At 73.6% G+C, this 24,472-nt stretch carries 22 protein-coding genes and 1 riboswitch; of the genes, 8 read left to right on the top strand and 14 right to left on the bottom strand.

Annotated elements, in window-relative coordinates; all coding sequences use genetic code 11:
- Positions 1-89: 89 nt before the first annotated feature.
- Genes LN042_RS05110 through gnd form a run of 3 tightly spaced genes read right to left on the bottom strand, consistent with a single transcriptional unit; the run spans position 90 to position 3,438 of the window.
- Entirely contained in the window at positions 90-905 is an 816-nt protein-coding gene (locus LN042_RS05110; RefSeq protein ID WP_230048804.1) for a family 1 encapsulin nanocompartment shell protein, read from the bottom strand.
- Positions 902-1,999 carry a Dyp-type peroxidase gene (locus LN042_RS05105; RefSeq protein ID WP_230048803.1) on the bottom strand — a complete coding sequence of 366 codons (1,098 nt, stop codon included), beginning with the start codon at positions 1,997-1,999 and terminating at the stop codon, positions 902-904. The genes LN042_RS05110 and LN042_RS05105 overlap by 4 nt, the downstream gene beginning before the upstream one ends.
- The gene (gene gnd / locus LN042_RS05100) at positions 1,996-3,438 is read right to left on the bottom strand and encodes an NADP-dependent phosphogluconate dehydrogenase (protein WP_249800617.1); all 1,443 of its coding nucleotides are present in this window, start codon (positions 3,436-3,438) and stop codon (positions 1,996-1,998) included. Before gnd ends, LN042_RS05105 begins: the two co-directional genes overlap by 4 nt.
- Positions 3,439-4,049: 611 nt before the next feature.
- Here gnd and LN042_RS05095 point away from each other — a divergent pair.
- The gene (locus LN042_RS05095) at positions 4,050-4,835 is read left to right on the top strand and encodes a hypothetical protein (RefSeq protein WP_230048801.1); all 786 of its coding nucleotides are present in this window, start codon (positions 4,050-4,052) and stop codon (positions 4,833-4,835) included.
- Between the two features lie 299 nt (positions 4,836-5,134).
- Here LN042_RS05095 and LN042_RS05090 read toward each other — a convergent pair whose 3' ends face one another.
- Positions 5,135-5,293, bottom strand: a complete 159-nt coding sequence (locus tag LN042_RS05090; RefSeq protein WP_230048799.1) for a hypothetical protein — start codon at positions 5,291-5,293, stop codon at positions 5,135-5,137.
- A gap of 299 nt (positions 5,294-5,592) precedes the next feature.
- Between LN042_RS05090 and LN042_RS05085 the strand changes: the two genes are divergently transcribed.
- Positions 5,593-6,324, top strand: coding sequence for a YoaK family protein (locus tag LN042_RS05085; RefSeq protein ID WP_230048797.1), 732 nt, complete (start codon positions 5,593-5,595; stop codon positions 6,322-6,324).
- 143 nt (positions 6,325-6,467) lie between these two features.
- On the opposite strand, the gene LN042_RS05080 is transcribed toward LN042_RS05085, so the two are convergent.
- Both LN042_RS05080 and LN042_RS05075 read right to left on the bottom strand, forming a co-directional pair.
- Entirely contained in the window at positions 6,468-7,691 is a 1,224-nt protein-coding gene (locus tag LN042_RS05080) for a lanthionine synthetase C family protein (protein WP_230048795.1), read from the bottom strand.
- On the bottom strand, positions 7,688-10,942 hold the full coding sequence (locus LN042_RS05075) for a lantibiotic dehydratase (RefSeq protein WP_230048793.1): 3,255 nt from the start codon (positions 10,940-10,942) through the stop codon (positions 7,688-7,690). Before LN042_RS05075 ends, LN042_RS05080 begins: the two co-directional genes overlap by 4 nt.
- 247 nt (positions 10,943-11,189) lie before the next feature.
- Here LN042_RS05075 and LN042_RS37160 point away from each other — a divergent pair, with 247 nt between their 5' ends.
- Positions 11,190-11,321 carry a hypothetical protein gene (locus LN042_RS37160; protein WP_283843559.1) on the top strand — a complete coding sequence of 44 codons (132 nt, stop codon included), beginning with the start codon at positions 11,190-11,192 and terminating at the stop codon, positions 11,319-11,321.
- 89 nt (positions 11,322-11,410) lie between these two features.
- Here LN042_RS37160 and LN042_RS05070 read toward each other — a convergent pair whose 3' ends face one another.
- Positions 11,411-12,310 carry a JmjC domain-containing protein gene (locus LN042_RS05070; protein ID WP_230048791.1) on the bottom strand — a complete coding sequence of 300 codons (900 nt, stop codon included), beginning with the start codon at positions 12,308-12,310 and terminating at the stop codon, positions 11,411-11,413.
- A gap of 453 nt (positions 12,311-12,763) precedes the next feature.
- On the opposite strand from LN042_RS05070, the gene LN042_RS05065 reads away from it, so the two are divergent.
- Positions 12,764-13,546, top strand: a complete 783-nt coding sequence (locus LN042_RS05065; RefSeq protein WP_230048789.1) for an SGNH/GDSL hydrolase family protein — start codon at positions 12,764-12,766, stop codon at positions 13,544-13,546.
- Positions 13,547-13,631: 85 nt separating this feature from the next.
- Here the strand turns inward: LN042_RS05065 and LN042_RS05060 are convergent, their stop codons facing one another.
- Both LN042_RS05060 and LN042_RS05055 read right to left on the bottom strand, forming a co-directional pair.
- Positions 13,632-13,946, bottom strand: coding sequence for a DUF4190 domain-containing protein (locus LN042_RS05060; RefSeq protein WP_230048787.1), 315 nt, complete (start codon positions 13,944-13,946; stop codon positions 13,632-13,634).
- A gap of 103 nt (positions 13,947-14,049) precedes the next feature.
- A complete protein-coding gene (locus LN042_RS05055; RefSeq protein ID WP_230048785.1) occupies positions 14,050-14,202 on the bottom strand; it encodes a hypothetical protein in 153 nt (50 codons plus the stop codon).
- 142 nt (positions 14,203-14,344) lie between these two features.
- Here LN042_RS05055 and LN042_RS05050 point away from each other — a divergent pair, with 142 nt between their 5' ends.
- A complete protein-coding gene (locus LN042_RS05050) occupies positions 14,345-15,043 on the top strand; it encodes a TetR family transcriptional regulator (protein ID WP_230048784.1) in 699 nt (232 codons plus the stop codon).
- Between the two features lie 296 nt (positions 15,044-15,339).
- Positions 15,340-15,681 carry a rodlet layer protein gene (locus tag LN042_RS05045; protein ID WP_230048782.1) on the top strand — a complete coding sequence of 114 codons (342 nt, stop codon included), beginning with the start codon at positions 15,340-15,342 and terminating at the stop codon, positions 15,679-15,681.
- 168 nt (positions 15,682-15,849) lie between these two features.
- Here LN042_RS05045 and lpdA read toward each other — a convergent pair whose 3' ends face one another.
- From lpdA to LN042_RS05015, 5 genes are all read right to left on the bottom strand, one after another.
- A complete protein-coding gene (lpdA, locus tag LN042_RS05040) occupies positions 15,850-17,259 on the bottom strand; it encodes a dihydrolipoyl dehydrogenase (RefSeq protein WP_230048780.1) in 1,410 nt (469 codons plus the stop codon).
- Between the two features lie 82 nt (positions 17,260-17,341).
- Entirely contained in the window at positions 17,342-18,328 is a 987-nt protein-coding gene (locus tag LN042_RS05035; protein ID WP_230048778.1) for an alpha/beta fold hydrolase, read from the bottom strand.
- A 145-nt stretch (positions 18,329-18,473) separates the two neighbouring features.
- Positions 18,474-19,376: a LysM peptidoglycan-binding domain-containing protein gene (locus tag LN042_RS37155; RefSeq protein WP_283843558.1), complete on the bottom strand. Its 903-nt coding sequence runs from the start codon at positions 19,374-19,376 to the stop codon at positions 18,474-18,476.
- Between the two features lie 531 nt (positions 19,377-19,907).
- Positions 19,908-20,591, bottom strand: coding sequence for a pyridoxine/pyridoxamine 5'-phosphate oxidase (locus LN042_RS05020; RefSeq protein WP_230048776.1), 684 nt, complete (start codon positions 20,589-20,591; stop codon positions 19,908-19,910).
- On the bottom strand, positions 20,588-21,616 hold the full coding sequence (locus LN042_RS05015; RefSeq protein WP_230048774.1) for a pseudouridine synthase: 1,029 nt from the start codon (positions 21,614-21,616) through the stop codon (positions 20,588-20,590). Before LN042_RS05015 ends, LN042_RS05020 begins: the two co-directional genes overlap by 4 nt.
- Before the next feature lie 167 nt (positions 21,617-21,783).
- Here LN042_RS05015 and LN042_RS05010 point away from each other — a divergent pair, with 167 nt between their 5' ends.
- Positions 21,784-23,172: a serine hydrolase domain-containing protein gene (locus LN042_RS05010; protein ID WP_230048772.1), complete on the top strand. Its 1,389-nt coding sequence runs from the start codon at positions 21,784-21,786 to the stop codon at positions 23,170-23,172.
- 207 nt (positions 23,173-23,379) lie between these two features.
- Positions 23,380-23,503: riboswitch (cyclic di-AMP (ydaO/yuaA leader) on the top strand.
- 2 nt (positions 23,504-23,505) lie between these two features.
- A complete protein-coding gene (locus tag LN042_RS37150; protein ID WP_283843556.1) occupies positions 23,506-24,300 on the top strand; it encodes an aggregation-promoting factor C-terminal-like domain-containing protein in 795 nt (264 codons plus the stop codon).
- Positions 24,301-24,472: the final 172 nt, after the last annotated feature.

Here is a 24,472-nt window from a genome sequence, read left to right as displayed (position 1 = left end):
CCTGGGTCACGTCGCCCTGACGCCTGACCCGCTGCCGTCAGAGCTCGGCGGGCCAACCGGCCCTCAGAGTTCGGCGGGCCGGCCGGACGTCAGAGCTCGGCGGGCCGGCCGGACGTCAGGGCGACGGCCGCCTCCGGCGAGTAGAGCGAGAAGGTCAGCGACTCCTGGAGGTAGAGCCGCACTTCCTCGGTGTCGTGGGAGAGGTAGCCGATCGACAGGTCCTGGCCGAGGTGGAGCTCGAAGTCACCGCCGCGGGTGGAGAGCACCACCGCGCCGGCCAGCGCCGGGGCCCAGATGATCTCGCCGGTCACCACCCGGGCCAGGTGCTGGCGCACCGGGTAGCCGTGGTTGGAGGTCTCGTTGACGGCGGTGTAGGCGTCGGCCCCGAGCAGCAGCGAGTACGGCCCGTCGACGCCGGCCAGGCGCAGCGTGCTGAGGGCCCGGCTGACCGCGTCGGGGTAGTCGGCGACGTCGTCGGGCAGCGTGATCGGGCCGCTCTGCGCGCCGCTGCGCACCCCGGTGATGCCGGCGGCCGGCCAGCCCTCGAAGACGGCGGTGTCCTCGGCCTGGGCCATGGTGCGGGCGGCGTCCTTGACGGGCTGCCAGTCGGAGTCCTTGCTGCCGCGTTCGACGTTGTCGATCTCCTGGCGGGAGAGGATGAAGGGCACCCGCAGTTCGACCACCGGCCGGGCCTCGCGGGCCCGGGCCTCGGTGCCGGGGACCAGCGGCTCGATCGGCCGCCGGTGTCCGGAACCGACGGCGGCCAGCTCCAGGCCGGCGGGGCCGGACAGGTCGACCACCCGGCGGCCCGCCAGGTGCAGGATGAAGGTGCGGCGGGCCTCCTCCTCGATCTCGGCCCAGGCTTCGCCGGAGATCGGGGCCAGGTCGCGGTGCAGGTTGTTCATGGGTGCGGGCTCCTTCTGAGGCTGCCGATGCCGAGGGATCCGTCGGCGGGGGAGCTGGGTGGTGCGGCGGCCTGCTCGCCGTCGGTAGCGGGCGCACCGGGCGCCGGCGGCACGCCGCCCGGCACGACGGCGGTCGACGCCGCGGCTTCCGGTCTCCCGGCGGCGGGCGGCGGGTCGTCCAGCAGGTCGGCGGACGGCACGAAGAACAGGCCGCCGGTGACCGCGGTGGAGAAGTCCAGGATGCGGTCGTGGGTGGCCGTGCCGTGGCCGAGGAACATGTTGCGCAGCATCTCCTCGGTGACCGCGGGAGTGCGGCAGTAGCCGATGAAATAGGTGCCGAACTCGCCGTCGCCGTAACTGCCGAACGGCATGTTGGCGCGCAGGATCTCCCGCTCGGTGCCGTCGGGTGCCGGGTCCAGGCTGGTCAGCGCGACGTGCGAGTCGGCGGGCTTCAGCTCGTCGGGCAGTTCGATGTCGGCGAGCTTGGTGCGGCCGATGACCCGTTCCTGGGCGTCGGTGCCGAGTTCCTGCCAGGCCGTCAGATCGTGCAGGTACTTCTGGACGATGACGTAGCTGCCGCCCGCGAAGTCCGCGTCCTCGGCGCCGATCAGGGTGGCGGCGTCGGCTTCGGCCTCCTCCGGGTTCTCGGTGCCGTCGGCGAAGCCGAGCAGGTCGCGCCGGTCGAAGTACTCGAATCCGACGGTGTCGTCGGCCACCCGGACCGCGTCGCCCAGCCGGGCCATGATCTGCCCGGCCAGTTCGAAGCAGACGTCGGCCCGTTCGGCGCGCAGGTGGAACAGCAGGTCCCCGGGGGTGGCGGGGGCCGTGTGCCGGGGGCCGTGCAGCTCCCGGAACGGGTGCAGTTCGGCCGGGCGCGGCCCGCTGAAGAGCCGGTCCCAGAGTGCGGAGCCGATCCCGGTGACGCAGCTGAGCCGGCGGTCGGGCACCCGGAACCCGACGGCGCGGCGCAGCCCGGCGAGCTCGGGGAGCAGCCCGCGGACCGCGCCCTCGCCGCCGGGCCGGACGGTCAGCACCAGGAACCGCCCGGCACGGGTGAGCGGGGTGCTGATCGCCTGGGGTCTCGCGTCGGTCACCGCGGCTGCTCGCTGCGGTCGCCGGCCCAGAGGGTGTGGAAGGTGCCCTCGCGGTCGACCCGCTGGTAGGTGTGAGCGCCGAAGAAGTCGCGCTGGGCCTGGATCAGGGCGGCCGGCAGGCGGGTGGCGCGCAGCGAGTCGTAGTAGGCCAGTGCGGTGGCGAACCCGGGGGTGGGGATGCCGAGTTGGGCCGCGGTGGTGACGACCCGCCGCCAGGCGGACTGGGCCTCGCCGAGCGCCTTGGTGAAGTACTCGTCGGCGAGCAGCGTGGGCAGCTGGGGGTCGGCCTGGTAGGCGGCGGTGATCCGGTTGAGGAAGCGGGCCCTGATGATGCAGCCGCCGCGCCAGATCGCGGCCATGTCACCGAGGTTGATGCTCCAGCCGTACTCGGCGCTGCCGGCCTGGATCTCGTGGAAGCCCTGCGCGTAGGCGACGATCTTGGAGGCGTAGAGGGCGTGCTCGACGTCCTCGGCGAACCGGTCGGAGGCGGCGCTGTCCAGCCAGGTCTCGGTGGGGCCGGGAAGGTCGCGGGCGGCCTCGCGCAGCGCGGCGCTGCCGGAGAGGGAGCGGGCGAAGACGGCCTCCGCGATGCCGTTGACCGGCACGCCGAGGTCGAGTGCGGTCTGCACGGTCCAGCGTCCGGTGCCCTTCTGCTCGGCCCGGTCCTGGACGATGTCGACGAACGGCCGGCCGGTCTCGGCGTCGGTGTGGCTGAGCACCTCGGCGGTGATCTCGATGAGGTAGGACTCCAGTCGGCCGGAGTTCCAGCCCTGGAAGATCTTGGCGATCTCGGCGGGCTGGCAGCCCGCGCCGTGCCGCAGCAGGTCGTAGGCCTCGGCGATGAGCTGCATGTCGGCGTACTCGATGCCGTTGTGCACCATCTTGACGAAGTGTCCGGCTCCGTCGGGGCCGACGTGGGTGCAGCAGGGGCGGCCGTCGACCTGGGCGGCGATCGACTCCAGCAGCGGGCCAAGGCTCTGGTAGGCCTCGGCGGTGCCGCCCGGCATGATGCTCGGGCCGTTGAGCGCGCCCTCCTCGCCACCGGAGATGCCGGCGCCGACGAAGTGCAGGCCGCGCTCGCGCAGCGCGGCCTCGCGCCGCCGGGTGTCCTGGAAGTGGGCGTTGCCGCCGTCTACCACGATGTCACCAGGCTCCAGGAGCGGCACGAACTCGTCGATCACGGCGTCGGTGGGGGCGCCGGCCTTCACCATGATGACGAGCCGTCGGGGGCGCGCGAGGCCGGCGACCAGGTCCTGCGGGGTCTCGGCCGGAACGAAGTCGCCTTCCTGGCCGAACTCCTCGACCAGCGCCCGGGTCCGGGTCGGCGTCCGGTTGTAGAGGGCCACCCGGTGGCCGTGCCGGGCGAAGTTGCGGGCCAGGTTGCGACCCATGACAGCGAGTCCGATGACGCCGATGTCGGCAGGTGTCCGCACGCTCATGCAGGGGGCTCCAGTCGTTCGTCTCGTGCCGCGGATGGGCGGTGGGCCGGACCGGCCGGTGTCGTGAGGATGGCCTCTGCCAGCCTGCCGTGCCCGGATGGCGCGCGCACTTCGAAACGCCAGTCGGTACCGCGACGACATCCGTACGGCGCCCGAAGAACGTGTACTACGAGTCTGTCAGCCGCGGCCCCTCCCTCGACCCTGCCCCGCCCCGCCCGCCCGGACTGTCACAAGTAGCCGAGGGCCCTCGGTGACCCTCGGCCGGCAGGGGGCGGGGCGGGGAGCACGGGCGGGGCGCGGCGGGAGCACGGAGGCGCGGCCGGGCGGCGCAGCACGGGCAAGGCGGCGCGGCGCGGCCGGGCGGCGCAGCACGGGCAAGGCGGCGCAGCGCGGGCAAGGCGGCGCGGCACAGCCGGACGGGCGGACGGGCGGGCGGGCAGGCAGGACGGCCGGGCGGCGCAGCACAGCCGGACGGACGGGCGGGCGGGCGGCCGGGCAGGGCGGGAATCGGAGCGGCAGCCCAAGAGGCCGTTCTGAGCATGCCAAGATTGACATTCCGTCAGGGCCCCGCCCGTGCTCCACCCGCCGGGCGACCGATCCAGGAGGCCGCCTTGAGCCCGTTCGCCAAGCACGCCCACGCCACCCACTCCAAGCTCTGCCAGTTCCCGCTCCCCCACGACTACTTCCGCGACCTCGCACCGCTGCGCTACCGGACCCCCGACTTCAGCCGCGACCTGCTCACCACCACGGTGGCCGAACTGCGCCACCGCCGCGGCCGCAGCCGGCTGAAGGTGGTCGACCTGGCCTGCGGTTACGGAGTCAACAGCGCGCTGTTGAAGCACGGCGTGGACTTCGCGGGCTTCGCGCGCCTGTACCGGCGCCCGGCCGGGCCGGAGGGCGCGGTGGCCCGCGACCGCGCCCACTTCGAGGCCCGGCTGATCGACCCGGAGCTCACCGTGGTCGGCGTGGACACCTCGACCGCCGCCACCGGCTACGGCCTGGCCACCGGCCTGCTCGACGCGGTGGTCAGCACGGACCTGGAGCACGGTGAGCCGACCGAGGCCGACCGGGCGGCGCTGGCGGACGCGGACCTGGTACTGGCCACCGGCGGGGTCGCCACCCTGGCCCGGGTGCTGGCGCTGCAGACCACGCCCCCGGTTGTGCTCGGCTGGCCGCTCTACGGGCAGTCCACCGAGGAACTGGTCGACTGCCTCACCACGCACCGCCTCACCGTCTCCAGCCCCGACACCACCCCGCGCCACCAGCGGCACTTCGCCAACCCCCATGAGCGGGAGGCCTACCACTACAGCTTGCGGCGCCAGCGCCTCCAGGTGGCCGGCTCGGCAGCCGAACGCAGCCTGTGCGTCACGCCGCTGCTCGCGCTGCCGCACGCCTGAGCGACCGCTGGGCGTGGTGCCGGCCGGCCCGGCCGTGCGCCCGCTGACCTCGCCGGATGCGCGGCCCGGCCGGCGGCGCCGGCGACGACGGGAGACCGGCGGGCTCGCCCTCGCGCAGAGCCGGCGGCGCTGCCCGGCGCCCCACCTCCGGGGCCGCCGGCCGGCCACCGGACCCGCGGACCACACCGGCCTGCCCGGAACGTCGTTCCGGCCGCCGCGCCACTACCGGCGGCGACGCGGTGCGAACCGGATGGCAGCGTCCGATGCCGACCACCGGCACCGGTGCGGCGCGGTACGGCTCAGCGCCCGCCGCGGAGCGCCAGTCGGCCGCCGATCGACCGCCGCACTGCCGCGTGCCGCCCCCGGCGACGGCCGGCGGTGCGGTGGCGACCGGGGTCGGTGAGGCTGAGCAGCAGAGCGAGGGCCGGTGGCCCGGTCAACAGCAGCACGGTGAGCATCAAGCCCGGCACCTCTTCCGATCGTGAGCGAACGGCTCAAGGAAGTCTCGCCGGTGACGGCCGCACGGCAACCGTCCGTCACACCGGCGAACCAGGCCGATCACCCGCGCCGCGCAACCACGGTTCCGGCGAGCGGCCGCACCGCCGTCCCGTCCGGGTGATTACCCGTAACCCGGGCCGTCGACCCGCCCGGACCGGATCCGCCCCGGGGCGCGCTGATCCGCGGTGGGCGCGGGGCCAGGCCCTAAGCTCCCGACCAGCACTCCGCGCGGACCAGGGGAGGCAGTGAGGTGCGAGCGATGCTCCACGGCGCGTGGCGGACCGTACTGCCCGCGCCCGGCGATCCGCACGGGCCGCTGCCGCCCCTGCTGCTCGGGCTCACCGTACTCAGCGGAATGATCGACGCGGCGAGTTACCTGATCCTCGGTCACGTCTTCGTGGCGAACATGACGGGCAATGTGGTCTTCCTCGGCTTCGCCCTGGCCGGGGCGCCGGGCTTCTCGGTCAGCACCCAGCTGGTCGCCCTGGCGGCGTTCGCGGTCGGCGCGTTCCTCGGCGGGCGCCTGCTCGGCCCGCTGCCGCACCGTGGCCGCGTGGTGCTGCGGGCCGGGCTGGTGGAGACGGTGCTGCTGGCTGCCGCTGCCCTGGTGCTGGCGGTCGACCCGGTCGTCGAGCCGGGCAGCACGGGCAGCTCCCGCTATCTGACCACCGCCGTGCTGGCCATCGCGATGGGCATCCAGAACGCGCTGGTCCAGGTGATCGCCGTGCCCGGACTGACCACCACGGTGCTCACCCGCACCATCACCGCCGTCTTCACCGATTCCGGACGCACCGGCCGCCTGCGGGAGCAGGGTGGTCGTCAGCTGCTCTCGGTCCTGACCCTGGCCGGCGGCGCGACCGCCGGAGCGGCGTTGGTGCTCCACAGCGATCAGGCGGGCGCCGTCGCCGTGCCCGCCGCGCTCGCCGCCCTGGTCACCCTCGGCGCCGCCGGGTCGACCCGCTCGGACGGCGAGTGGGCGACGCCGCGCTGACAAGCCGGGTCGACGTGCTCCGGCGGGGACGGCGGGGACGGCGAGGACGGCGAGGACGGCGGGGACCGGCGGGGACCGGCGCACTGTCCGGACGTTGCGGGGGACGCCAGCCGGTGCCGTTCGCTCGCGGCAACGGAGTCGCCTCAGTTGAGCAGCAGGAACGCGTCCCACGTCGGCGGGCCCGCCGACGGGTTTGCGTGCGCGTGCAGAGCGAGCGCCGCCCCGGCCGTCCCCTCCAGCAGCCCGGGCGGCTCGTCGGCGCCGAGCGCCGCATCGAGCTGACGGGTGACCGCGTCGGCCAGCCCGGGGAGCCGGCCGGCCAGTTCGGTGGAGCCGGAGTCCTCGGCCATCCGCTGGGTGATTCGCAGCAGGCCGCCGGTGCCGTGGCAGAGGCCGACACCCTGCAGGTGCCAGGTGGAGGGGTCGCGCAAGGTGTCCACCAGTGCGGCGACGGCGGTGCCGCGCCAGTCGGCGCGGCCCAGGGCGGCACCGGCCAGGAACAGCGCCCGGGCGACCCCAGGGGTTCCGTAGCACCAGGCGGCGCGGGTGGGCGGATCGGCGGGCAGTCGGCCGGCCTCCTCGTCCTCGACCCGCAAGGTCATCGGCCACCGACCGTCAACTCGCCGGGCGACCAGCCAACTGGCCAGCGCCTCGATCGCCGTGTCCTGCCCGGGCACCTGAACGCCCTGCAGACGGGCCAGCGCCAGCAGGGCGAGCGGCCCCGGAACGCCGTGCGCCAGGCCGAGGTTGAGGTGGCCCCTGGGGTACGCGGGGTCCGCTCCTGGCAGTCCGGGGCCGCCTGCGGTCCACCAGCGCGGCAGCCCGCCCCCGCGCTCGGCCCCGTTCTCGCTGCTCGGTTTGGCCAACTCGGCCAGTGAGCCGATCAGTTCAGCCAGCGCAGGGCCGTCCGGTTCGAGGGCGAGCAGCAGCCGCCCCAGGCCCGTCGCGCCGGAGACGACGTCGAAGGTGTGCATCCGCAGGCCGGCGCCGGCAGCCAGCTCCTCCCGGAGTGCGGCACCGCGCCCGGCGGCGGCCTCCCGGACTCGGGGGGCCAGGCCGTCGAGCAGGGTGCGGTACTCGCCCGGCTGCCGTGCCATGGTGCGGGCGGCGTAGGCCAGTGCGGCGACTCCGGAGTACAGTCCCCCACCGCGCATCGCCCCGGGGGACTTCACGGCGGCCGCAAGGTGCCCGTGTGCCGCTCGGCGCAGATCGGCACCGTCCGCGCCATCGGCCAGCAGGGCGAGTGCGACGGCGGCGCCGGCCCGGCCCGCCGCGAGCGAATGCTCGGGGCCCTGCGGTCCGGTGGCGAACGCCTCGGGCGCGCTGAGCAGTTCGGTCACCCCGCGAATGGCATCCAGGGCGCTCACCTGCTCGACCGCCGGGCCCGGTGGGCCTCCACGGCGCCCCTGGCCAGCGCATGGGCCCGGCGTTCCGCCTCGCGGTCGATGCCGACCAGCCGGTTGTGGCTCATGTGCAGCAGGGAGGCCAGCACCGGATCGGCCCACGAGCGGTCCAGTCGCGCCGCGTAGCCGGCGAGGGCCGCCGCCCGCTGCTGCCAGGCCCCGGCCAGTGCGGGATCGGCCGGCAGCAGGCCGCCGACCGGCACGCTCGGCCCGTCGGGGCCGATCGCCGCCAGGGCTGCCGCGCGCTGCGCACGGAACGCCTGGTGGTGCTGCTCCGACTTGGGGTAGGCCGCCGCCAGCCAGGCACCGACCGGTGCCCCGTCGACCGCACCGCGCAGGAAGTCCCGTGCGATGCCGGCCGTGTTCACCGCGGCCAGCAGGTCCCGGGAGAGACCGCGCTGCGCTCGGGCCAGCCGCAGCGCGGCGAGCGCGACCAGGCTGTCGGCATGGAACACCCGTTCGGCGTCCGCCTGGAGCTCCGGTCCGCCGTAGCGGTCGGTCTCGGGCGCGTAGCTCTCCAGGCGCAGGTCGGCCGCGAGGCCCGTCCGGCGCAGCTCGACCGCCCAGTCGTGCAGGGCGGGCAGCAGGCCCGTGGCCAGGGCCGGCGGCGCACCGTGGAAGCGCAAGCGCAGGTGCGGTGCCGGGTCCTGGTAGCGGATGAAGAACCAGCGGTCCACTTCATCCGGCAATGCATCGAGCAGCCTGGGAAGTTGCTCGACCAGGATCTCCTCGTGGCGCGTCTCGGCGGCTGCCAGGCGCGCGAACAGCCATGGGCCACCTGGAAGTTCGATGCTGCGTGGATGCCGAGCGGGGAGTGCGCGGCGCGGCCGGGGGGTGGTTCGCGGGGTGGCCCGGCGGCGCAGCGGGACGACCAGCTCCACGGTGTGTGCGCCGTCCGGCCCGCACAGCCAGCCGCCGTCACCGACGGGGGCCAGTTCCTCCTGCAGCACGGTGGGTCCGTCGGACCGTGCTTGACTGTGCAGCAGCCTTTGGTGCCATGGGAGTTCGAGGTCCAGACTGATCCGCTGGTCGCCGCTCACCAGGCGGACGGCAGCGGGCACGCCCCACCGCCGGCGCCAGCGGGCCAGCCCCTCGGCCCACTGCTCGAAGGGCGCCGATGCCGCCGGAACGGGCGTGGTCAACCGCCAACTGGCCGGTGACAGCACCACTCTGCCGCGACGGACCCGGGGCAGCGCGGGAGCGCTGCCGGCCGCGCCCCAGTCCCAGGCCTGCCAGAGACGCTGCCCGGTGAGCTGCACCTCCTGCAGGAACCGGGCCACGTTGGGCGCGCCCGTACGCAGGTTGAGCGCATGGCGGGCGGTGGCCCGGACCTCCCGGCCCAGGCTGCGGGAGTGGACGGCGAGCCGTTCGAGGTGGGCCACCACGACCAGGTCGTCCAGTGGCAGCACGGCCGGGCCGCCCGCGTCGGGGAAGGCGCTGACCACCACCCGGTGGTCGAGCCAGCGCGGGGTCAGCGCGATGTTGGCGTGGCGTGGCCGGTAGGGGGTGAACTCCAGGTGCGCTTCAACCACCTCACCGTCTCCGTCTCCGTCTCCCGCAGCCCGTGCCAGCAGCGCTCCGCCCGCATCGCATCCGTCCCCGCCGCGTACGTCCACGCCGGGTCCGGCCTGGTTGGGTCCGGCCTGGTCGGGTCCGGCCTGGTCGGCGAGCAGGCCGGCGAAGCGGCCGAAGGTCGCGCCGGCCCGGTCACTGCCGGCGGTCGGGGAGAGCACCAGGCGGAACTCCCCGGCGTCCAGCGCCTCGACGGAGTCCGCTGCCAGTTCGGCGTACAGCTCCAGCTCGGCGGGCGGAGTCAGGGCGGCTCCGTCCACCGGGTCGCCGGCCGTCAGCCGGTCCAACAGCTCGTCGTCCAGCAGCACTTCGGGCAGCAGGCCATCCGCTCCCCGGTCGGCGAGGGCGCCGGCCGCCAGTTCGGCCAGGAGCCGGTCTCGCGCCTTGTCGGCCTCGGTGCGGGCGCGGGCGGGCTGCGGGTTGGCCGCACCCCGGCCGCCGACCGGGCGCCGGTAGCCGGCAGGCGGCCCCAAACCGGTGTCGGTGTCGAGCAGTTCGGCCAGTGGCACGGGACTGTCCAGCCCGTACCGTTCGACGAACTCGGTGTGGTAGGTGCGCAGGTGCTCGGGTGCGGTGGTGGGCGGGGAGAGGCGCCAGAGGACGGTGGCGGCCTGCTCCATCTCGGTGCGGACCTGCTCGGGCAGCGTGACCTCGGCATCCAGCGCGAGGTGGGCGTGGATCGGTCGGTCGGCCGGGGCGAGCCGGATCATCCGCGCCCGCGCCGCACGGATCAGCTCACCGCCCTGTCCGCGCCCCACTGCCGCCGCGTGCGCCAACCGGTCGCGGATGTCCGCCAGTTCGGAGCGGATCGAGTGGTCTTCCGGCAGCCGCTCCAGCACATGGCCCAGTAGGTCCCGGCAGCTCTGACCAGGTGTCAGATCGGTGTGCAGGAAGCCCTGGTGGACCAGGGTGCGGACCAGGGCCGCGATCGCCTCGGCGGGAGCCGACGGGAACTCGGCTGCCAGTGCGGCGAGCAACTCGCCGTGCGGGATCGGCACGGTGGCGGCCCGCATGGCGGCCCGGACCACAGCGGTGGCCCGCACGGTTCGCTCGGCGATCGGCTGTCCCGCACCGGCTGCGGGTCCGTGCTCGGGCAGGTACGGCAGGACGAGCCGGTCGCCGCGCAGCACGGCCTGCTGGTCCAGCACCAGGCGCAGCCGGGGCAGCACCGTCGGGTCGGTCCGCAACCGGTCCAGCAGTGGCAGCAGCCAGCCGAGGTCCGGGCGCAGGGCCCGACGGTAGGCCCCGCTCCAGCGGACCTTGGCCGCCGTGTCGAAGCGTGCCGTCGCAACGGCGGCCAGCAGCCCGAACGGAGTGGGCCTGGTGGCCATCCGCAGCCGGTAGCGGCTGACCGCCTCGGCCGCGCGGCGCAGGGCGGCGGCGCGAGGAGCGGCGCCGGCGGCGACCTGGTCGAGCACGTCAGCCAGGGAGGGGCTGGAGACCTCGATCGCCTCCCGCAGGACCGGGTCCGCGGCGGCCTCGGCGAGGTGTGCCAGTAGCCCGGCCGCGCTGTCCCCCTGCGGGTCCGCGGCCCCGGCCGGGACCGTTCGGCGGTGCGAGCGCGGCAGCGCCGGGGCCCGCAGCAGGACCGGGCCGGTCGCGGTGAAGAGCGTGCCTTGCCGCGCCCTGTGCGATGTGCCCACGGTGCTCCTCGTGCCTGATGCGTCGTTCCTGGGTGCCGTCACCCGGCCCGGGGACGGCATGTCGGTCTGTGTGTATCCCGGCGGTCGACAGCTGTCCACCATCGGTCGAAAGCCGCCAACAGGCGTCGATGATTGGCTTGATTCGTCCATCCGGATGTGCAGAGCCATTGTCCGGGCGTTCACCTGCTGCCTAACGTCCGCTGCAGTCCGCCGCGGCCAGTCGCGGTACCGACGAAGGGAGGCCCCCATGGCCGACAACATGCAGGAGCTGTTCGACCTCGATGTGCAGGACCTGGTCTCGACCGAGCTCGGCGAGCAGGAGGAGGCCGTGATCAGCCTCTCCTGTGACGGGTCGTGCCACCGCCCGCTCTGCATCTGACCCAACCGGAGTCAGGTAGCGCAGCACGGGGCGCGGTTGCCCAGGTCGTCCAACGGCCCGGGCAGCCGCGCCCTTTCGCGTGCGCCGGCTCAGTCCCCCAGCACTCCGGCCCTGCTGCCCACCGCAAGAGCGGGCAGCGGCCCGCGGGCCAGGCGCAGCAGTTCCTCGGGCGTCAGTTGGTCCAGCCGGGCGCGGCCGAGCCGCAGCACCTCGGCGGCCGTGGCCAGCAACTCCGCCTCGCCGGCCGGGCGTTCCGGCAGACCGGCCGCCCAGTCGCCGCCGGCCAGCCAGTCGCCGAGGGCGCCGCGCAGCCGTCCCGTGCCCGCCTCCCGGATGGTGAACGAGAGGTGGACCGACAAGTCCTGGCTCCCCGTCGCCGCATGCGGGGCGCCCCGCGGCACGTACAGCACCTCGCCCGCCTTGAGCACCGACCTCAGCGCCACCGCACCGGGTTCGGGTGCGAGGCCGGGACGCCAACGGCCATCGGCCGGGGCCTCGTGGACGATCCACTCCTTCTCCCCGGCGAGTTGGACGACCAGCACGTCGGCGTCGTCCCGGTGGACATCGAGTCCGCGCCGGCCGGCGCCGGTCGCGAAGCAGAACGCCTCGGTGCGACGGCCCAGTTCGGCCGCGAGCTCGGCGGCCAGCGCGCACACCGACGGGTGCCACTGGTCCAGCTGCGGGAGCAGCAGCGTGGCGCCGTCGGCCAGCAGGGCGGCGATCCGCTCGGGGTCGGCGAAGCCGTCCTCCCGGCGTCCGGCCACGACGCGGGTGGTGCAGAACTGCGCGGCCGGCACCACCTCGCCGTCCCGGACCATCTCGACGTACGGCACCCGCAGCAGGCCGCCCCGCAGCGCCTCGTCCAGATCGCCGGGCGTGGGCAGCCCGGACAGCCGGTCGGCGGGGCGGAACACTTCCGGCTGCCGCTGCGCCAGCGCCTTGGCGAAGGCCGCCCCGTCCCCGACCAACCCGGCCAGTACTCCCGCCATCATCCGTCCTCTCGTCCAGTGGCCGGCCACCGGCCGACCGTCCCATGACGAACGGATGGCGGCCGGGCGCGGGTTTACCGCGGCTCCGCCACCCGATCGGGAACCGGCCACCTTCACGCCACCGGCGGGCTTCACCGCACCCTCGGGACCGACCGGATGCCGACCACGGTCCGCCCTGGTCAACGCGGCGTGCCGGGCCCAGCGGAGAGCGTCACCGCCGGCCACCCCCGCCGACCGCCGAGCCCTGGAGAAGGCACCGTGGGAAACATCACACCGTCCTCGTGGCGCCCGAAAGGCCTTCAGCAGACCGGCGCGGACCGTGGCGTCGCGCCGCAGCGGACGGCCCCTCGTTCGCCACGGCTGTATTCCCGCCGCCCGCGTAACCAGCATCACGCTCTGCCACCCCACACCTACGGTGGCGTAGGTCACTTGAGATAGTGAACTATTCACCGCATGGCTGACCAACTGGAGACCCTTGCCCTCAGCTCCTACGCAGCCCTCGGGGACAGCTTCACCGAGGGTCTGAACGACCCCGCACCGGACGGCGGTTTCGCCGGCTGGGCCGACCGGCTCGCCGGAATGCTGGCCGAACGCCGACCGGCCGGTGAGTTCCACTACGCCAACCTCGCCGTGCGCGGGCGGCTGCTCGACCAGATCGTCGTCGAGCAGATCCCGCGGATCCGACAACTCGAGCCTGATCTGGTCACCTTCTGCGCGGGCGGCAACGACATCCTGCGGCCGGGCAGCGACCCGGACGTGGTTGCCGAGCGGTTCGAGGCGGCGGTCCGCGAGCTGCGGGAGTCGACGGGCAAGGTGCTGATCTGCACCGGCTTCGACACCCGCGGCGTGCCGCTGCTGAAGCACCTGCGCGGCAAGATCGCCACCTACAACGTGCACCTGCGCGCGATCGCCGACCGCAACGACTGTGCGGTGGCCGACCTTTGGTCGCTGAAGACCATCCAGGACCGCCGGGCCTGGAGCGAGGACCGGCTGCACCTGTCTCCCGAGGGACACCAGCGGGTGGCCCTGCTAGCCGCGCGGGCACTGGGCCTGGCGACCGAGATGGACCCGGCTGAGCCCTGGCCGCTCGAACCTCCGCACACCGCCGCCGAGTTGCGCCGGGAGAACTTGCTGTGGGCCCGCGAGCACCTGCTGCCGTGGGTGGGCCGCCGGCTGCGCGGCGAGTCATCAGGCGACCACGTGCAGGCAAAGCGGCCGGAACTGCGGCCGCTCTGAAGCGACTTGGCGGGCGGGGACCAGCCATCCGGTCCCCGCCCGCCAAGAGCGCGCAGCCCCAGGTCACTTGGGACCCGGCACCTGATCAGCCGAACTGCCAGAGCACCCCGTGACCGGCGACGAGCGCCACCGCGAGCACCACCAGGTCGGCCGCGCCCAGAGTGAGCCCGAGCAGTGCCCGGCCCCGGCGCGCCGTGCCGCGGGTCAGCGCGAGGCCGCCGAGGACCAGGGCGATCGGCCCCAGGACGAGGTTGAAGAGCAGCAGTCCGATCAGACCCAGGACGAACGAGGCGACGGCCATCCCGTCGGCCTCCCGCCGCCGCACCCGCTCGGCGACCGAGGGCGTGGCGGCGGTCGGCGTGGCGGGGGTGACGGGCGCGGTGGCTGTGGGGGTCTCCATGGTTTCCTCCCGGGTTCCTTGCTGACCTCGGTGGAGCGTCAGTGCTTCCCTGCTGATCTCGGTGGGGCGCCGGCGTTCGTTCCTTGCCGGCCCCAGTGCCCGGTCAGTGCCGGCGCAGCTTGCCCAGGCCCTCGCGGGCCGCGAAGGCGAGCAGCCAGAAACTGATGGCGCTCGCCGCGAAGACGAACCCCAGCAGCGAGGTGTGCGCCGCGGCACCGACCACCAGACCCAGCGCGAGCAGTGCGGCGAAGAACATGATCGACCCTTCGACAGAGGCGGACCGGGACGGCCGGTCACCGGTCGGCGGCCAACTCAGCTAACAAGTGTTCGCCGACATCTCCCACTCTACGCCTCCGCACGGATGGCGGAAGTCGGCAAACAGTTGTTTACTGAATGATGTGAGTCACACCCCCGCACCGACCTCGGCCGCCACCCCGCCGACCGGAACCCGCCAGGCCCAGAAGGAGCAGAGCCGCCGCGCGCTGCTGGACGCCGCCCTGCGCCTGTTGGACCACCAGAACCTCAGCGGCCTCGGCGTCCGCGAGGTGACCCGGGAGGCCGGCCTCTCCCCCGCCGGCTTCTACCGGCACTTCCGCGACCTCGACGAGCTGGGCGTGACCCTGGTCACCGAGGCGCTGGAGAACCTGCACCTGCTGGTCCGCCGGGTCCTCGCCGAGCAGGGCGAGCCGATCGAGCTGATCGATCGCACGATCGCGGTGATCGCCCGTCATGTCCGCGAGTACCGCCCGCACATCCGGTTCCTGGCCCGGGAGCGGCACGGCGGGGTGCGCCGGGTGCGCGAGGCGATCGCCGCCGAGCTGTCCGTCTTCACCGAGGAGACCGCGCTCGCGCTCGGCGCCCTGCCGCAGAGCGCCGGCTGGAACGAGGCGGAGCTGCGGATGCTGGCCGGCCTCTACGTGGAGCACATGGTGTCCACCGCGGCCGCCTTCATGGAGGCACCGGCCGGCTCCAGGGCCGCCGAGCGCCGCATCGCCGCCCTGGCCCGTGACCAGCTGCACCTGATCAGCATCGGCCACCGGCACTGGCTGGCCGAGCGGCCGGGCGGCGCGGAGCAGCGGCCTCCGGCGACCGAATGAATGCCCACCGGCCGAATGGGTGCCCACCGGCCGGGTGAGTGCCCGGCAGCCGGGCGAGCAGCCCAGGCCGGGCGAGGGTCCCCGGCCGGGCGAGCAGCCCAGGCCGGGCGAACGTCCCCGGCCGGGCGGGCGTCAACGACTGGTTGACCGTGTGACGACGAAACCATCGGACGGGTGACATCCGCGCCGGCCCAGTGTCCTCCCGCAGGGCGCCGCGTTGCACCGGGCGTCGGTATGCAAAGCCGGCGGCCGGCCAGTGGCAGCCCGGTTCGCCGGCCCTGTGAAAGGAACGATTCATGCTCAAGAAGGTCCTGGCGAGCGCTGGTCTCGCCGCGGCGGCAGTCGCCGCGATGGCCGGCCCCGCGAACGCCATTGCCGACCACGACGGCTCGGCGGCCTCCATCCAAGGCAACGGCGGCACCAACCACACCGACACCGTCGGCGACTTCAGCCCGAACTTCCACACTGCCGACAACCTGAACCTGTGCCTGCCCCGGATCGACCACGTCCAGGTCGGGGCGCTCGCCGTCAACGTCGAGGTGCCCATCGCCAACCAGCAGGCCCAGCAGATCTGCAACGTGGGCCAGACCACCCAGACCACCGGCGACGGCGGGCTGCTGTCGCACGCCATCGGCTGATCCGGCGGTTCACCGGCACTCCGGTTCGGGGCGGGTCCGTATTGACGGGCCCGCCCCGCATCCGCGTTCGGCGCGCTCCGCCGGCCCGGCCACCAACGCGCCGCACCGCTACGGCACGGGTCCGGCCCGCACCCCGAGCGGGGTGCGGGCCGGACCGGTCGAACGGGCTCAGAAGTTGATCATGTGCCCGGACAGGCCGTGGATGGCCTCCTTGACCGCCTCGCCCAGGGTCGGGTGGGCGTGCACGTTGCGGGCCACCTCGTGCACCGTCAGGTCCCACTGCTGGGCCAGGGTCAGCTCGGGCAGCAGCTCGGTGACCTCGGGGCCGATCAGGTGGGCGCCGAGCAGCTCGCCGTGGGTGTTGTCGCTGATCACCTTGACGAAGCCGATCGGGTGGCCGAGGCCGTGCGCCTTGCCGTTCGCGGTGAACGGGAACTTGGCGACCTTGACGTCGAAGCCCTTCTCACGGGCCTGCGCCTCGGTGTAGCCGAAGCTGGCCACCTGCGGCTGGCAGTAGGTGGCGCGCGGCACCATCACGAAGTCGATCTCCATGGTCTCGGCGCCGGCGATGGTCTCGGCGGCGATGACGCCCATGGACTCGGCGGCGTGCGCCAGCATCAGCTTGGCGGTCACATCACCGATCGCGAAGATGTGCGGCACGTTGGTGCGGCCGCGACCGTCCACGGCGATGGCCCGGCGCTCGGTCAGCGCGACGCCGGTGGCCTCCAGGCCGTAGCCGTCCACCCGCGGGGCGAAGCCGATCGCCTGCAGCACCTTGTCGGCCTCCAGCACCCGCTGCTGGCCGTCCTTGGTGACGGTGACCTTCACCTTGCTGTTCGGGTCGCTGTCGTCGATCGCGTCGACCCGGGTCGAGGTGAGGAGCTCGATGCCCAGCTTCTTGTACTGCTTGGCCAGCTCGCTGGAGACGTCCGCGTCCTCCAGCGGGACCACCCGGTCGAGGAACTCGACGATTGTCACCTTGACGCCGTAGGAGTTCAACACGTAGGCGAACTCGACACCGATCGCACCGGCACCGGCGATGATGATCGACTCGGGCAGGTCGTCGCTGAGGATCTGCTCCTCGTAGGTCACGACCCGGTCGCTCAGCTTGGTGCCGGGCAGCAGGCGGGTGGTGGCCCCGGCCGCGATGATGCAGTGGTCGAAGGTGACGGTCGCGAAGCCGCCGGCGGTCAGCGCCACCTGCAGGGTGTGGTCGTCGACGAAGGTGCCGCGGCCGTCGTACTCGTCGATCTTGTTCTTCTTCATCAGGTAGTGGATGCCGGCGACCCGGCCGTCCGCCACCTTGCGGCTGCGCTTGAACGCCTCGTTGTAGTCGAAGGTCACCTGGCCCTCGACCTTGATCCCGTAGGTGTTCGCCTCACGGGTGAAGATCGAGGCCAGCTCGGCGTTGCGGAGCAGCGCCTTGGAGGGGATACAACCGACGTTCAGGCAGACCCCGCCCCAGTACTTCTCCTCGATGACCGCGGTCTTCAGCCCCAGCTGGGCCGAGCGGACGGCCGCGGTGTAACCACCCGGGCCCGCCCCCAGGACAACGACGTCGTAGTGCGTGGTGCTCATGATCCTCGTTCCGGCGTATCGGTGAGAGACGACTCGTCTAAGACTGACGTCGACGACTGTATTCCCGTGGCGCCACCCGCCACTACGCGGGCTGCTCCTCCACGTGGCCGAGGAACTCCAGCAGCGCCTCGTTGACCTCGGCCGGGCGCTCCTGCTGGGTCCAGTGACCACAGCCGGGCAGGGTGATGCTGCGGTACAACCCGGGTGCGGTGACGGGCAGTTGCTCGCGCAGCTCGGCCACGCCGCGCAGGGCGGTCACCATGTCGCGGTCGCCGACCAGGTAGAGCGCCGGGACGCTGATGCCCAGCCCCTGGAAGGCGGCGAGCAGCTCCCAGTTGCGGTCGATGTTGCGGTACCAGTTGAGCGGGCCGGTGAAGGCGTGCTCGCCGTGCCGGGCGTAGTCATCGACGAAGGCCTGGATGTCCTGCTCGGTCAGCCAGCCGGGCAGTCCGGCGACGTCCCCGAGCAATCCGGCCAGCCCCTCCCCCTCGGGCACCACCCAGGGCCGGGGCTCGCGCCCGCTGTCGCCGCTGCCGCCGACCAGCACCCGGCGGAAGGTGGCGGCGGGGTCGGCGGCCAACTCGCGGTCGGCCACCCCCTCGGCCTGGAAGTACAGCTGGTAGAAGCGGTCGCCGTAGAGGTGACGGCTGACGGCGGTGGGAGCCAGCCCGCCCGGCAGCGACGGCGGCACGCTGAGGCCCGCGACGCCGCGCACCAGGTCGGGGCGGAGTGCGGCGGTGAGCCAGGCGACCGGCGCACCCCAGTCGTGCCCGACCACCACGGCCGACTCCTCGCCCAGCGCCTTGATCAGCGCCACCACGTCGCCGACCAGGTGGAGCAGCGTGTACGACGCCACATCGGCGGGGCGGTCGCTGCGTGCGTAGCCGCGCTGGTCGGGGGCCACCACCCGGTAGCCGGCCGCGGCGAGGGGCTCGAACTGGTGCCGCCAGGAGTACCAGCTCTCGGGGAAGCCGTGCAGCAGCAGGACCAGCGGCCCCTCCCCCTGCTCGGCGACGTGCAGACGTATTCCGTTGACCTCGACGGAACCGTGCGTGAGCGGGTTGACCACGGCTACTCCTCGGTGGGGACTCGGCTGGGAGCAGCATAGGCCGCGCCGCCCGTGGAACAGCCCCGCGCCCCGGCCCGCCGGAGCGGGTCGGGGCGCGGGGCGTGCGCCGCGGACGGCGTTGGCCGCGGGGTCAGTTGACCTCTGGTCAGATGCTCAGCACCTGGCCGGGCATGATCAGGTTCATGTCGCCACCGATGACCTTGGCGTTCTCGTTGTACAGCGACTGGACGCTGACGCCGTGGGCGGCGGCGATGGCGCTCAGGGTGTCACCGCTCTTGACGGTGTAGCTGCCGCCGTTGGCCTTGGCGACGCGGTGGTCGCGGTGGCCCTGGCCCGCGTCGGACTTCGGCGCGGCGGGGGCGGCCGGCTTGGCGGGCTGCTGCGGGGCCGGGGCGGCAGCCGGCTTGGCGGGCTGCTGCGGAGCCGGGGCGGCAGCCGGCTTGGCGGGCTGCTGCGGAGCCGGGGCGGCAGCCTGCTTGGCGGGCTGGTGCGGGGCCGGGGCGGCAGCCTGCTTCACCGGGGCGCTCTGCTTGGCCGGGGCGCTCTGCTTGGCCGGGGCGGCCGGGGCGCTCTTCGCGGGAGTGCTGGTGGTGTTGTTGGTGGTGGCGGTGGCCGGGGTGGAGGTGTCCACCTGGGCGGGGGCGCCACCGGCGGTCAGGCCCGCCTTGACGGAGCAGATCGGCCAGGCGCCCGGACCCTGGTCCGCCAGGACCTTCTCGGCGACCGCGATCTGCTGCGCCTTGGTCGCCTGGTAGGCGGCCGGCGCGTACTGGGTGCCGCCGTACGCGGCCCAGGTCGACGGGGTGAACTGCAGACCGCCGGAGAACCCGTTGCCGCTGTTGATGCTCCAGTTGCCGGTGCTCTCGCACTGGGCGACCGCGTCCCAGGTGGAGGTGGGCGCGGCGGAGGCCGTGGTGGCCGTGACGAGGCCCGCCACCGGAAGGGCGGCGATCACGCCACCCATGAGGGCCATCCGGACCCGGTTGCGCTTCTTCGGGGTCTCGGTGGCGGCGGTGGTGGTGGCGGCGTTCTCGTTACGGAAAGTCAATGTTGTCCCTCTCGACAAGGTCCCAGGGGCCGCACGGAACCAAGGCCAGGTGTCTGACGTGGTTCCCGGCCGCGCCGGTTGGACGGAGGGTGACGTGTCCGACGTCCCGCATCCGTCCCGGCGCACCCGCTCCGCACCACGTGAATCGCGGTGGGGCGTTCGGGTGATCCCGGGTAGCGCTCGCTGCGCTGAGATCGAAGTTAGGCAACCGGATGTCCGGTTTCAACCATTTTGGATCCCCGCAGGTCAGAGCCCATTACCCGCGGAAACTCCAGGGATAAATCGGACCAAAACCACCGAAAACTCGGCAAAGCGCCAAGGCTTTCCGAGCTCCGATGTGATGCAGCCCACCGGAAAATGGCGTCCGATTGTCGGCTGAGCGTCATCCCCGCGCCGCGCTCGGTGAGAATCCGGGCCTCCCGTGGCCCGGACCACACGCGCGGGCCGGGCCCACCACCGCTCCACGGCCCTGGTCACCCCCGCTCCACGGCCCTGGGTCACCCCCGCTCCACGGCCCTGGTCACCACCGCTTCACGGCCACACGAGCTCGCGCGTCCAGGCGTCACCGACCCGGCGGTAGACCAGCCTGACGTGGTGCCGTTCGGCAGCGCCCTGCCAGAACTCCACCTGCTCGGCCCGCACCCCGTACTCGGCATACCCCGGGTCCACCAGGTCCGGCGCCTCGGCCAACCGCCGGTCCGCCTCCTGCCAGGCCGCGCGGAACTCGTCCGAGTCGGCCAGCGGCTCGCTCTGCCGCCCGACCAGTGCCGCCACCCGACTCTTCCGGCTCAGCCGCCGGAACACCTCGGCCATCCGCTCGGCCGGCGTGGTCACCACCGGTCCGCGAAGCCGCACCTGCCGGCCCTGCGCCGGCCAGTACCAGGTGAGCGACGCACGGGGGTCCGCCGCCAGCTGGCGCCCCTTGGGGCTGCTGGCGCCCGCGTGGAACGACCAGACACCCGCCTCGGGGTCCACTTCGCGCAGCGTCACCACCCGCCCGTCCGGGGTGCCGTCCAATCCGGTGGTGCCGAGCACCGCCACCTGCGCGTCGGGCACCTCTGCCCGCAGCGCCCCCGTCAGCCAGTCGACGAACAGCTCCACCGGACCGGCCGGCGCCGCCTCGGGGTCGAAGCCCGGCAGCTCGCGGGCCATCGCGGGGCGGGCGAAGAGCAGCTCGCGCAGTTCGGCGAGCCGGCGGTCCGGCGTCCCGGTCATCGGGGCTCCACGAGGTCTTGGTCGGCGTTCCGGTCGGCGTTCCGGTCGGCGCCCCGGCCGGCACCCTTGTCCGTGCCTTCGTCGACGTCTTGGCAGACGCCTTGGTCGGCCCAGGCCGCCAGGGTCCGGCGCGACCGCAGCCGCACCTCGCGCCCGGTGATCGGATCGGTGAACTCCAAAGTGGTCGCCAGCAGCTGCAGCGGCCGGCTGAAGTCGTCCGGTGCGGCGGGCGGCAGCACCACGGGATAGACCGGGTCGCCGACGATCGGCGCGCCCAGCGAGCTCATGTGCAGCCGCAGCTGGTGGGTACGCCCGGTCAGCGGCTCCAGCCGGTAGCGGGCGAGCCCGCCGCGCCGCTCCAGCAGCTCGACCCGGCTGACGGCGTTCACCTCCCCGGGCTCCTCCCGGGCCGCGATCACCCCGCGCTCCTTGACCATCCGGCTGCGCACGGTGCGCGGCCGCTCCAGCTCGGGCCGGTAGGGCGCCACCGCCTGGTACTCCTTGTGCACCAGGCGGTCCCGGAACAGCCCCTGGTAGGCGCCGCGCGCCCAGGGGTCGGCGACGAACATCACCAGGCCGGCGGTCAGCCGGTCCAGCCGGTGGGCGGGCACCAGGTGGGGCAGGTCCAGCTCGCTGCGCAGCCGGGAGAGCGCCGTCTCCACCACATGACTGCCGCGCGGCGTGGTCGCCAGGAAGTGCGGCTTGTCGATCACCACCAGGTGCTCGTCCCGGTGCACCAGCTCCACGGGGAACGGGACCGGCGCCTCGGCGGGCAGGTCGCGGTGGAACCAGACGCTGGCACCGGGGCGATAAGGGGTGGCGGCGTCGATCGGGCCGTCGGCGGTGACGACCTCGCCGTCCCGGAGCATCTCGGCGAGCCGGGCCCCCACCCCGTCCGGGAGCCGGTGCGCCAGGTAGTCGGCGACCGTGGCCCAGGAGCCGTCCAACGGCAGGCGGACCCGCACCGGGTCGACGCCCTGCCGCTGCGGCAGCGGGGCGGGGGCGGGCAGGGTCCGACGTCTCATGCCGCAGAGCTTATAGAGGAGCGTTCCCAGGAAGCCCGCGGGTTCCCGCCGGGGCCGGACGGATCGGCCGTGCCCGGTCCGGTCGGCTGCCGATTTCCGGGCCGGCGCGGGTCAGGCCGGGTATGGTCGTTCGTCGGCCACCCTCACAGCTGCGAATGCGAGGTCAGATGTCGGTCCTCCCCGACGAGTTGCTCCCGCTCGAACTGCTTCCGCAGACCCGCCGGGCCCTGCTCCACCGGATCGCGGTCGGCCAGGCGGAGGGCCGGACGCCCTCGCTGGTCGGGGCCGTGATGCGGGGCGGGCGGATGGCCTGGTCCGGTGCGCGCAGCATGATCGAGGGCCATGCCCCCGACGCCAACGTGCAGTTCCGGATCGGCTCGATCACCAAGACCTTCACCGCGGTGCTCGTGCTGCGGCTGCGCGACGAGGGCCTGCTCGATCTGGCCGATCCGCTGGAGCAGCACCTGCCCGGCACCGCCGCCGGGCACGCGACCATCCGCGAGCTGCTCTCGCACACCGCGGGACTGGCCGCGGAGCCGCCCGGCCCGTGGTGGGAGCGCACCCCGGTCCCGCTCCGCCCGGAGCCGGCCGATCTGCTGGAGGAGCAGCCGTTCCGGTTCCCGGCCGGGGAGCGCTTCCGCTACTCCAATCCGGGTTACGCGCTGCTGGGCGCCCTCGTCGCGCGGCTGCGCGGCGAGCCGTGGGGGGAAGTGCTGCGCCACGAGGTGCTGGAGCCGCTGGGCCTGATCCGCACCACGCTGCTGCCGCAGGCGCCGCACGCGGGCGGGTTCGCGGTGCACCCGTGGGCCGACGTGATGCTGCCGGAGCCGCTCACCGACACCGGGGAGATGGCCCCGGCTGGCCAACTCTGGTCCACGGCAGCCGACTTGTGTCGGTGGGCGGCATTCCTGGTCGGCGGGGACGACAAGGTGTTGAGCGCCGAGACGCTGGCCGAGATGCGTCGGCCGGCCAGCGCGCCGGAGGGCGACTGGACGCTCTGCTACGGCCTGGGCCTGCAACTGAAGCGGCACGGCGGCCGGCTGCTGGCGGGCCACGGCGGGTCGATCCCGGGCTTCGTGGCCGGGCTGTGGGCGAGCGAGAGCGAGGATCTGGCGGGCGTCGCGCTGGCCAATGTGACGTCCGGCACGTCCGCCGGGACCATCGCCGCCGATCTGGTGCGCATCGTGGCCGAGCACGAGCCGCGGTTCCCCACGCCGTGGCGCCCGTTCACCGACGCCGATCCGCGACTGCTGGCGCTGACCGGCCCCTGGTACTGGGGGACGACCTCGCTCGCCGTGCACCTGCGGGCCGGCGGCGAGCTGGAGCTGCGGGAGCTGACCACCGGCTCGACACCGACTCGGCTGCGCCCCGAGGCCGACGGCAGCTGGACCTGCCTGAGCGGCTACTACGCGGGTGAGCCACTGCGGGTCGGCCATGCCGCCGACGGCTCGGTCACCCACCTTGACCTGGGCGGACTCATCCTGACGAGGCAGCCGTACGACCCGGCGGAGGCGATTGCCGGAGGTGTGGACCCGACCGGCTGGCACGCCGGCTGACCTGCTGTCAGCAGGCCCCTGTCCACCCCCGTGGCTGCTGCGGCCGAAACATGAGACAGCTCACATCAGCTTGTGATACGGCCATTGGTTTGTTTACGGTTCTTCTCGTTCGTCCTCACACGAACCTCGCTCTCCGGAACGCCGAGCCTTGCCGCCGGACCGAGCGAGCACGTGCACCCAAGCACCACGGCAAGGGCGGGGGAACCACAGGTAAGACCGCCCCACCTGGAACTTCTCCGGGCGGGGCTTGGGGTGAAGCCGTGCCTAGCGCGGCCGGGCAACTCCAGCCCGAACCCGACAGCTCACCTCGCAGGCGTGGGAGAGGAACACTTCATGCTTTCGACCAACGGTCGTCCCAGCCTGCCCAGCCGCTCCGCCCTCAAGCGCGCCGTCTCCGTCGCCGTCCTGGCCGGTGTGGGTGCGGGTCTCCCGCTGATCGCCGCCGGTGGCGCCAACGCGGCCACCCCGCAGCACCAGGGCTCCACCTACGGCCACCACGCCGTCCAGGCCGCCCCGGTCCACGCCGCGACCCCGGCCGCCCCCGCGAGCTACACCGTCGTCGCCGGCGACACCCTGTTCAAGATCGCCAACGCCCACAACGTGCAGGGTGGCTGGCAGAAGCTGTACGAGCTGAACAAGTCGGTCCTCCCCTCGGGCCCGAACGTGATCTACCCGGGCCAGCACCTGACCCTGGGTGGCGCCCAGCAGCAGGCCGCCGCCCCGGCGCCGGCCCAGCAGAGCGCCCCGGTCCAGCACCAGTCCGCGCCGGCCGTCCACACCACCGCCGCCGTCGCGCAGACCGCCACCAAGGCCGCCGCCCCGGCGCCGGTCGCCGCCGCCCCGGGCTCGCTGCAGGCGCTGGCCGCCTCGATCGTCCCGGCCGACCAGCTGGCCTCGTTCGACCAGATCATCAGCCACGAGAGCGGCTGGAACGTGAGCGCCACCAACCCGAGCTCCGGCGCCTACGGCCTGCCGCAGGCCCTGCCCGGCAACAAGATGGCGTCCGCCGGTGCCGACTGGCAGACCAACCCGGCCACTCAGCTGCGCTGGGCCCTGCAGTACATGAACCAGACCTACGGCAGCCCGAACGCCGCCTGGGCGTTCTGGCAGGTCCACCACGCCTACTAAGAGGCTGGTGCCCCTGACTCACCGGTCGGACCTGTCCGACCGACCGGTGGCGCTGTACCGCTGACTCCCTCTCAGCCCTCGGCCGGTCGGCCCGACTCCGCGTCGGGCCGACCGGCTTCGGCGTTTCCCGGGACGGCCCCGGGCTCCATCGGACAGCCTCGGGCCTCGGATG

It is taken from the genome of Kitasatospora humi (assembly GCF_020907985.1).
In the GTDB taxonomy this organism is placed as follows: Bacteria; Actinomycetota; Actinomycetes; order Streptomycetales; family Streptomycetaceae; genus Kitasatospora; species Kitasatospora humi.
The sequence above is the reverse complement of the archived record's forward strand: the minus strand, read 5'-3'. Positions and strand labels throughout refer to the sequence as shown.

Coding starts and splice junctions, on each gene's coding strand:
- LN042_RS05055 (WP_230048785.1), bottom strand. CDS start 14,202: ATGTTCTTCGCCGCACTGCTCGCGCTGGGTCTGGTGGTCGGTGCCGCG.
- LN042_RS05090 (WP_230048799.1), bottom strand. CDS start 5,293: ATGCTCACCGTGCTGCTGTTGACCGGGCCACCGGCCCTCGCTCTGCTG.
- gnd (WP_249800617.1), bottom strand. CDS start 3,438: ATGAGCGTGCGGACACCTGCCGACATCGGCGTCATCGGACTCGCTGTC.
- LN042_RS05060 (WP_230048787.1), bottom strand. CDS start 13,946: ATGGAGACCCCCACAGCCACCGCGCCCGTCACCCCCGCCACGCCGACC.
- lpdA (WP_230048780.1), bottom strand. CDS start 17,259: ATGAGCACCACGCACTACGACGTCGTTGTCCTGGGGGCGGGCCCGGGT.
- LN042_RS37150 (WP_283843556.1), top strand. CDS start 23,506: ATGCTTTCGACCAACGGTCGTCCCAGCCTGCCCAGCCGCTCCGCCCTC.
- LN042_RS05070 (WP_230048791.1), bottom strand. CDS start 12,310: ATGGCGGGAGTACTGGCCGGGTTGGTCGGGGACGGGGCGGCCTTCGCC.
- LN042_RS05010 (WP_230048772.1), top strand. CDS start 21,784: ATGTCGGTCCTCCCCGACGAGTTGCTCCCGCTCGAACTGCTTCCGCAG.
- LN042_RS05065 (WP_230048789.1), top strand. CDS start 12,764: ATGGCTGACCAACTGGAGACCCTTGCCCTCAGCTCCTACGCAGCCCTC.
- LN042_RS05045 (WP_230048782.1), top strand. CDS start 15,340: ATGCTCAAGAAGGTCCTGGCGAGCGCTGGTCTCGCCGCGGCGGCAGTC.
- LN042_RS37160 (WP_283843559.1), top strand. CDS start 11,190: ATGGCCGACAACATGCAGGAGCTGTTCGACCTCGATGTGCAGGACCTG.
- LN042_RS05015 (WP_230048774.1), bottom strand. CDS start 21,616: ATGAGACGTCGGACCCTGCCCGCCCCCGCCCCGCTGCCGCAGCGGCAG.
- LN042_RS05085 (WP_230048797.1), top strand. CDS start 5,593: ATGCTCCACGGCGCGTGGCGGACCGTACTGCCCGCGCCCGGCGATCCG.
- LN042_RS05110 (WP_230048804.1), bottom strand. CDS start 905: ATGAACAACCTGCACCGCGACCTGGCCCCGATCTCCGGCGAAGCCTGG.
- LN042_RS05020 (WP_230048776.1), bottom strand. CDS start 20,591: ATGACCGGGACGCCGGACCGCCGGCTCGCCGAACTGCGCGAGCTGCTC.